General features: G+C 57.6%; 6 protein-coding genes. 2 read left to right on the plus strand and 4 right to left on the minus strand.

Translation table 11 applies throughout. The features are described 5' to 3' along the window. The first annotated feature begins 212 nt into the window (after positions 1-212). On the plus strand, positions 213-1,133 hold the full coding sequence (locus ABD714_RS22935) for a hypothetical protein (RefSeq protein WP_344814787.1): 921 nt from the start codon (positions 213-215) through the stop codon (positions 1,131-1,133). A gap of 1,774 nt (positions 1,134-2,907) precedes the next feature. Here the strand turns inward: ABD714_RS22935 and ABD714_RS22940 are convergent. The 4 genes from ABD714_RS22940 to ABD714_RS22950 form a co-directional block, all read right to left on the minus strand. Then, positions 2,908-4,353 (minus strand): SIR2 family protein, encoded by a 1,446-nt coding sequence (locus ABD714_RS22940; protein ID WP_344814788.1) that lies wholly within the window; start codon positions 4,351-4,353, stop codon positions 2,908-2,910. Positions 4,354-5,074: 721 nt separating this feature from the next. Continuing rightward, positions 5,075-5,296, minus strand: coding sequence for a KTSC domain-containing protein (locus tag ABD714_RS23145; RefSeq protein ID WP_425562446.1), 222 nt, complete (start codon positions 5,294-5,296; stop codon positions 5,075-5,077). Further along, on the minus strand, positions 5,293-7,047 hold the full coding sequence (locus tag ABD714_RS23150) for an ATP-binding protein (RefSeq protein ID WP_425562447.1): 1,755 nt from the start codon (positions 7,045-7,047) through the stop codon (positions 5,293-5,295). Before ABD714_RS23150 ends, ABD714_RS23145 begins: the two co-directional genes overlap by 4 nt. Then, a complete protein-coding gene (locus ABD714_RS22950) occupies positions 7,031-7,858 on the minus strand; it encodes an SIR2 family protein (RefSeq protein WP_344814790.1) in 828 nt (275 codons plus the stop codon). The genes ABD714_RS23150 and ABD714_RS22950 overlap by 17 nt, the downstream gene beginning before the upstream one ends. 485 nt (positions 7,859-8,343) lie before the next feature. On the opposite strand from ABD714_RS22950, the gene ABD714_RS22955 reads away from it, so the two are divergent. Further along, on the plus strand, positions 8,344-8,547 hold a 204-nt coding region (locus ABD714_RS22955; RefSeq protein ID WP_344814791.1), incomplete at its 3' end, for a hypothetical protein.

Raw genomic sequence — 8,547 nt, forward strand, 5'->3', positions numbered from 1 at the left:
CCCAAGGAGCGACCCCGTGAGTAGTTTCTGTACTCGTTCAAGCGGCTCGCTGCGCTCGCCGACGCTGCGGTCCGTGTCCTCGCTCGCTAGCGCTCGCTGCGGGCCGGTCCTCGCTAGAATCGAGCCCGACGAAGCCAGAATCCGTCACCCGACACACGCTTAAGGGAACTATGATTACTACTTGGCGCAGAGGGACGATCATTCGTGCGCTGATGGTCGCGTTCCTACTCGTGATGATATCGGTTCCCGAGGTTTTCAATCGACTTTATGCTGCCGAGGTATTTCCGCCTCCGCGCAACCAGGTCGAGGTCTACATGCAGGCTAGCAACATGCCGAACAAAATAACCCTTGCGAATGTGACGGCCTTCTACGAACCGAAGGCAGCCCGCTGGGGAGACCTGTACGTGGAATACCGAGTAACGGTGGAAGGTCCCATGCTCGGACTCGACACGATCCAGGCATGGGTTCCAGCCAACGCCCAGGTCGCCACTATCAGGATGCAGGATAGAACATTAGAACTGAACGACGCCGGAATCGGCCACTTTGCTTACGATTACACGTGGGAGACCGCTGAAACCACAACGGCCGAAATGTACGATCTGGCCATTATGGAGGCGCAATCGAGCGACGCAGTCGTGCGTATGGGCATACTGCGCTACAAAATTCCTTTTGTCTATTACTCGCGACAATCCGTCGCTGACGCTCAGATGCGGCTGCATTGGAACACTGGCCTGGGCACGAGCGCCCTTCCGGATTGGACAGGCGGCGTGAAGAAGGTTGGCCTCCAGGTTTGCAGAGAATGCGTATCCAAGACTGCAACCGATCCCATAGGTGGCGACACAGATGTCATTCGCATATCGGAAGTCCTGTTCACGGATGACGGCAGCGCCGGCGCGCAAGTTACCAATCCATTTTGGGCGGTCTTCATATCGGCTCCAGCCAAATGGGTGTTCTCAACCCTGATTATTGGGGCGCTCTTGGCCCCATTCATCGGACGCCTCTTAACGCCAATAAAGGCTGAGCCATTAGTCCCAGCTCCCCTCGCCCCTCGCCGGCGAAGACCACGTCCAGTCAAGCGCCAGCAAGGGCCCTCTCGTAAAGCCCGAACGAGCCGGAGCAAGAAGGGATCGTAACCAATGATCGTTCTATTTGGTCCCTACGGCATCAGATCGGCCTACATGCTTAGCTCCTCTTCACCGGGAGCGAGGGCATCCCGGCTTGCGCTCACAAACCCGCGGGGCCATCAGGCTTTCAATTCTCCGCGGGCAACGGATCAATGGGACCCGGACCAACTACTACACCTCAGTTGGACACGATAGGAGCGATATGGGCGGCTGGCTGCTAGACCAATTGCAACTACTGTCGCGCCTAGAGCCCAAAGATTGGCTAGCACTCGTGCTCGCCGCAATGGCGCTGCTAGTATCCCTGTGGGTTGCCACCTACACAGTTATGTCAGAACGCAAGTTGGCGCACCTATCGACCTATGAGCGGTTGCACGAACAACTCGTTTCACCGCAAACGGCGACAGGCCGGCGGGCACTATTCTTGCACTCACCTACGAATAGTTTCCCAAACCCTCGGGCTGGGCATGAGGGCCAAAATTGTGATTGTGGCGACGAACCAGACTTGTGGGACGTTATGAATCAAGCCATCGCCTGGTACGACACATTCGGAACCTACTACCGACACGGACAGATCCCACGCAAGACCGCTTTGCGCGCTTGGTACCACCCCATTATTGCCATTAGACCCCACGTTTATCGATTCCTCGATCACCGTGCTCGCCTAGGGATCCAACAACCATGGGACGCACTGCAGGAATTGCTCGAAGATGCGCTCTGGTATCGCTGCAAGTGCAGAACGTGTAGGCGAGGGAGCAGACCCGAGGCTCAAGGCCAACCCGCCATCTATAGTTGCGAATGTAGGCAGTGTCAAGGACGGGAACGCCTGCATTCACCCGTTACGACAGAGCCGCCCTGGTGGATCCCTCTAGCTACCGCAGCGCTCAGAGTGCGTCGCCGCAGTCCCCAATGGGCGGGACTGTCAGATCCTCCACTCCGGGATTTCCCTTCGGCACCAACCTCGGGGCCCATGCCCTAATCTTGTAGAAAATGCAAACCGATCGACAGGTCATTGCATTTATGAGGTGATTCGACATTCTCTAGGGCGGCCACCGCGAAAGGTCTCATGCTGAACTCCATGTTGCGGGCTGTCCGTGAACTCTTCGTGACGGTCAATCGATGCCGGACGGGCTCTCGGGTCGCGTCCGGCGCACCAGCGCGCCGAGGATAGGCTCTAGTTGTTCGAAACTGTCGACTTCGCAAACCGCAACTCCGCTGTTCTCTAGATCTCTCACCTGGTGCTCATGAATTGCGAGTTCGCTCCCCCCAGTAGGCCGGCGCCCACGAATACCGATCCGTTGTGGGCAGTGGCCGCAGTCCCAAACTGCCTAACGAGCTCGGCTTGAGTGATGGGCATAGCGCAACGGTACACACTGCTCTACGGGTCCGTCGATCAGGTAGCGCAAATGTGGCGCCGTAAGCTGATTGATGAGTGCCGAGCCTCCTGCATCCTCGGTGGTGGAATACAATCGGAAGAGGAAGCTGAGATCGCGCTTGATCTGGGTGTTCCGGTCGTGCCCGTGGCCGCGACCGGTGGCGCTGCTGCTCGAGTTTATCAACGGGGCCCTGGGAAGTGGACGGATAGCGACCAAGACTGGTCTCTACTTGCTGACCGTTCGCCCAACATCTCAGCCGCAGCTGCTGCTCGCTTGTTGCGCCGCGCAATGAGTGTTTCGCTGCTCTAGTCAGACATCCGCTAACGAAACTGCTGATGGTGCACGCTCTTTGCGCGCCGAATGCAGCTAATCGGTGGACTTTCGTAGTGCTCATTCAGAACTCGAACGGGCTAATTTACGAGTATCTGTCGCAGAGAAACCTCTCTCTCAGAGTTTGCGAGCGCCAGTGCAGTGCCAATCGCATTGAGGATCTCCAGCGCCCGTTGTAAGCGGCTAGAGTTAGTTAGGGGATCAATCGCACCCTGTTCGAATCGGCGCATGGACGAGAGCGTAGCGACCCCGACCAGCATCTCGGTCCGCATAGTATCGTCGTATATCCAAAGCGGAATCGCGACGGTGTCGCGCCACCTTTGGCTCACCTGTGAGACATACTCAGGTCGTCCGCTTAAGAAGGTCTTGACAATGACATTGTCACTCAACTCCATGGAGAGTTCAGGCATTACATCTAGGCCAGTCCATCGGCCGGTTGACGTTGCCCACAGTTTCAGCAGGCTCGCGCCATTCTCGAGCCAGCGAAGGTGGACGTCGACTTTCAAGACTTCGTCGCTAGGAGCTCCAAGCAATGCTTTGAAGTGCGGTATCGCCTCCGCAAGGACTCGATGCGACGAATCAAGGCGTTGTCGAAGTCCCTTTCCTCGTGTTGAACTCCGCCATGAATCCCACCACGCAGTCATTCGGCTCGCGCGCCCTACGCGGTAGTTCTCACGCACATAGTACTTCGGTGAACGCATCGATAAGCAATATCGCAGTTCTTGGAAGAGTTCTGCGCTCTGCGCAAAGTTGTCAAGTACGATAGGTTCTATTCCGAGGCTTGCCATACGCATTCTCACCAGACGATCCAAGTCTTGTGAAGAGACTCCAATCGGAGCCCGCTGAGCCGGAACGATGGCCCATCGTCGAGCCGAGTCCTTGGTGTTGCGTAGGGCATCAAGGAGGGGTGCATCGCTGATGCTGCTTCCGACAAGGATGACGTCCGTGTCGGCCATCAATCGGGTGAGTGCATTTCGGCTGATCTGTTGGGTTCGGAAGTAGTCACTCTCGCTAACAACCGGGCATCGATACTTCTTATCCATTCGTCTAGGCACTCTGCCGTGCAAGTACACGCAGGAGGTAACTTCAGGGTCGAGCCCGTCTGTAACCCATGGCTTGTAGTCAACCGCACCATCTAAGAGCGGATCGTTCGTCGTCGGGTAGGTTACGCGGGACTTCCTTATGTTGCTCAACCCGGCGCCTTCGTAAAGTGCTCTTGCGCGGCGCAGTGCTTCCAGTAGGTAATCATCGTAGTTTGTGGTCACAACATTGATGGGCCTATCAGGTCGAGCCTGCGTCCAGTAGCAGATGAACTCGGCAATGGCGGGAGCGAGCCGGCCGTTCTGCCAGGTAGCAGCACCATAGAGTCGCTCCCGGAGGACGCTCACAATCCGCTCAGATGCAGAGCGCATCTCGTCACCAGGGCTGGCAGCAGCCAGAAACTGTTCTTGAGCAATCGACGCGGCGGGGAGGATTCCTAGGACAGACATAACGTGATCCGCGATTTCGTCGTCCTTGGAATGCACGCTGAGTAGCGAACGAACCATCTCGTACCAAACGAGATTCGATCGATCGATTGTTACACCCGCACCAGCGAATATCAGCAGATTTTGACTACTGCATATTCCGAGTACCGCTTCGAGGGTCGATGCCCGAGTGAATACCCCACCACCCCAAGGGCTGTCGGGATGCGTAGTCATCTCGATGGCCAGCGGCAGGGCTTTGGGCGCATGCTACAAGTCTGTCAGATGCCAAGATCGGCTGTGCGTCAAAACACGAACTCCGCGACGTAGTAGTCGACAAGCGATGCTTCGCTTCCCCGATTCACGGCGCTGGCGGTGCTGCCCGCGCCATGGCGATGGGGCGTATCACACCGGGGTCCCTAGGCCGACTCAGGCGGGTCACCGAGAGCTTCAATTGCCATGCGTACGATTGTTCCGAGTTTCACATGTCCGGAGGGTCCCAGGCCGCTGGGTGTCTGGCTCGTGTGTGGGCCCTTGAAGCGATGGTCGACTCCGACCGTCGGGGATAAGGAAACTTACTCCATTAAGATTGAGGGTCAGTCCACTCCTGCCCTCAGACAACTTTGATGTCAGTTCGCTCTGGACGCTTCTCAGTGTCCGGCGCATTGAGCCCGACATCCACCGCCGGCCTTTATCCACAAGCTCGAGCACGTGGTGCCTGAGACCCCGCGCGTGACGAGGGCCCCATGAAATTGGCAATTCGAATGGCGGGTTCGGCAAACATCTAGGAGACCAGCGGACTATGCGCGTGGTAGTTCAGTTCCTCGTGAATGAATCTACCCTTTGACACACCTGGAGCCGTAAAGTTGTCCCACACTACTGGAGGGCATCCAAGGTACTGCCACTCTGTCCCGTTTCGGAATCGGACGAGTATGCGTTCCTCTTCAACATCATATGCGACTGCGATCAGGCGTGAGGAATCTTGGCAATCGATCCATTCAATCACGGCGAGCCCTCAATCATTCCGCGCCAGGCTCGAATTGCCTGTCGGAGCGACGCTTTCCCGGGTGGTGCGGAACGCCATGAAGCGAGAGACGGATCAGAACCTTGGGGCTCGGGATTCGGTCGACGCAGCGTAGCCCGAGTTGGTAGCAGCACCGCCTCACCAGAAATGAGGGCCTCGCCCGTTCTCAATGACGGGAGGACACTCGTCAATCCGGCAATCGCATCCGGTAAAGCATTGCGTACAGTTGCCTGGTCGGCAGCATTAGTTAGTCGTAGCGCTACTATTGTCCCGCATTGTGACAACGCGGTCTCTGGAAGTTCGGAAGGGCGCTGGCTTACGAGACACACGCCTATTCCGTACTTCCTTCCCTCGCGCGCAATTCTATTTACAGCGGTTCGTGCCAGCCCCGTCGTGTTGCTATCACCGAGATACCGGTGAGCCTCTTCAAGTACGATCAGAACCGGTCGGTCGCGGCCAATTCCATCACCGGTCGCGCTGCGGACCGAAAGCTCGAAAAGCGTGTCGAGGACGATGCCGATAGTTACATCGGCCACCTCGGCCGGTACGCCACTAAAGTCCAGAACTGAAATCGCTTGCCTTTCCCCGAGCCACTCAGCGACTATGGTCGCCAAGGGGTCCTCTTCATTCGGGTCGGGAACATCAAGGAAAAAAGCGAACCTCGGATCGCGCAGCCGCAGATGTATCCGTTCTGGAGCGGGAGTGTAGAGACCATACGTGGTTCCCTTAAATGGTGCTGCGCCTCCTGGGCCATACGGGGTGAAGCGCGCAGGCAAGAGTTTCGCCGAGTCTCCGGCGTCCTCTACGCAGGGAAGCCCGGATGCTTTTGTGTCAACGACAGCGCGATTAGCAAAATCGTACTCATGCCAGACAGTTCTTATGTTGTACGGGATCGGTGTGTCAGGGGTGATGTCCTCAGGACTTAGATTTAGCCAGTCCGCCTTGACCGCGAAGTCTCGACGGGCCTTCAGTACTAAGTCGCGGAACTTGTCAGCGGCAGTGCGCGTATCGACCCCCGAAAGTACTGATAGCAAGTCGCCAGCAGGCAGAGCCCAATACGGCACCCGAAGCGCGGAGTTGCCATTGCCGAGTACCGATCGAACGGCCGCGTCTCGGTTTAGTGCCGACCCGTACTCGCCATGAGGGTCTACCACGATTACATTTGCATTGCTCCAGCCGCCCGCAACAATTGATTGTAATGTCGCCGAAACGGCACTGGTCTTCCCCGACCCCGTCGAGCCTACGATTGCGCTATGCCGCGTAACGAAGGTTGCCAAATTCAACGTCACCTCAACGTCGGGACTTGATGCCAAGAACCCAATTGCCACGTGGTTGCTGTCCTGCACTGGATATGCGGCGGCTAGATCACCAGCTGTTGCGAAATGTACCGAGTCGTCAAGTCCGGGGTATGTAGAGACACCGCGACGAAATTTTCCCAAAGCATCTACTTCGCCCAGAAGCTGTACCTGAAGCCAACGGTCTCCCTGCTGCGGAATCGCGGATGGCGCTGTTGGGGCAGTCAATTCAGCAATACCGACAAGCGTTACTGAACCAACCAGTGAGACAGGCCCCTGAGGTATCCGGACGAGCGAGCCAATTTGTCCAATTGGCACAAGACGTCCACGCCAAATTGGTGTCACGCCCGCCAGTTCAGCTTCAAGTTCTACGGTAACTAGTGGGCCGAGCACGTGGCGAACGCGGCCGATTGTAGTGGGGTTAGGCGCTGAGTTCATCTATGCCGACCTGACGGGCGAGAAACGCGGAGGTTCGAGCGAAGTCTCCTAGAAGGTACCGGCCGCTCTCGAAAACGCCTGGAATGTCAGCACCCGATATCCAGGTTCCGAGTTGCCCATCAATGATCCCCTGTTCGGGTGACAATGCCATCAAGTTGCGCGTCGACGCTGCGCGCTGCGCAACCGCCGGCGGAACTACCCCGAAGCACAAGGCGACAATTTCTGATCGAGGGTGTCGCTGTGCAGCATCGAACAACATTTCGTTAAGGTGCTCGTCCCCCCAAGAGTATCCACAAACAAGAGTGAGAGTTTCGGGCTCCACTAGTGCCCGACGAAAGCGGTCCATGAGCGCGACGAATGGCAGGCGCCGCGAATCATCGTACTTCTCATCTGAGGGGTAGATTGCGACCGCATCACCCCCAGCTCGAGCAGTCCTCACAACCTCGGTGCGCGAGTTGATCGTCGTTGACTTCCAATTTGTTGAACCGTGCAGTTTCCATAGTCGAACGAAGCCGACCGGGAGGCGTGTCTCGGGCCGCCCTTCTGAGGGTTCTATTAGTTCAGGTGCGAATCGCCCTTTCACGCCGCCCACGAACCCATCGAAGTATGGCACGCCAACTTCCTCTAGGCCGGCTTCAATTAACAGATCGTAGTTCACGGTGAAAATCTCGATGGGTCGGTGGGTCTCCATCCGACCAGCCCAGGAAGCTAGATAGGTAAAAGCCGAGACATCTCTTCCCGTCGCATCGACAGCTTCGGTGACTGCGGAGCAGATAGCTGAGTCGAGCCTGCGCGCCTGGTTGACGTCCATGCCGCCCAAAGTCTCACCAGGATCCAGCAAGTTCCGGATCTTTCGTATGCGACTTAGGGTCTGTTCGAGGTTTCGTCCTGGCCGTTGCGCAGCGTATAGCACCTGCAGATCCTCAGGTAGCGCGGCCTCAACTAGCTTTTCTAATTCAGCGATTGTAGGAAGACCAGCTGCGACGCTAGCCCCTGCGCCAAGCAACACGCATACGTGCCGCGCCCGTGTCGAGAGCTTGCCAGCAAGTTCGCGAGTCACCCGCTCTGCGTCGTGCTCCAACGTGGCTCCCTGGGGTCTCGGTGCGGCAACGATAGGCGGCTCCCGCGGGAGTCATCACTCGTGGCGTACCCTCTGTACGCTCGATGTGGAGACTAAAGCGAAAACTCTACGGGCAGACACTATTCGAAGGAGGCGATAGGCACCGCGGCGGGTATGCGAACCGTTGGATTCATCTGCGTAGCCCTAGATGCCATGCGACAGCGGCGGAACTTGGCGTGAGCATCGACGCGGCGAGCCTCGAGTGCGATTCGCCCGACTCCATCGACCATCGCGTCTATCATCTGGTGCTCGTCGCTTGGAACGGCCCCGGCGGGGCGGGGGCGCAGTTGCTGAGTCCGCCTCTAGGTGAGATCAAGACGGCTCGCTGCGCTCGCCGAAGCTGCGGTCCGTGTCCTCGCTCGCTGCGCTCGCTGCGCTCA

This window comes from Microlunatus aurantiacus, from assembly GCF_039536605.1.
In the GTDB taxonomy this organism is placed as follows: Bacteria; Actinomycetota; Actinomycetes; order Propionibacteriales; family Propionibacteriaceae; genus Microlunatus; species Microlunatus aurantiacus.

Excerpts from the sequence above, each read along its gene's own strand:
- ABD714_RS22950 (WP_344814790.1), bottom strand. The coding sequence starts at position 7,858 with ATGGACGTCAACCAGGCGCGCAGGCTCGACTCAGCTATCTGCTCCGCA.
- ABD714_RS22935 (WP_344814787.1), top strand. The coding sequence starts at position 213 with ATGGTCGCGTTCCTACTCGTGATGATATCGGTTCCCGAGGTTTTCAAT.
- ABD714_RS23150 (WP_425562447.1), bottom strand. The coding sequence starts at position 7,047 with ATGAACTCAGCGCCTAACCCCACTACAATCGGCCGCGTTCGCCACGTG.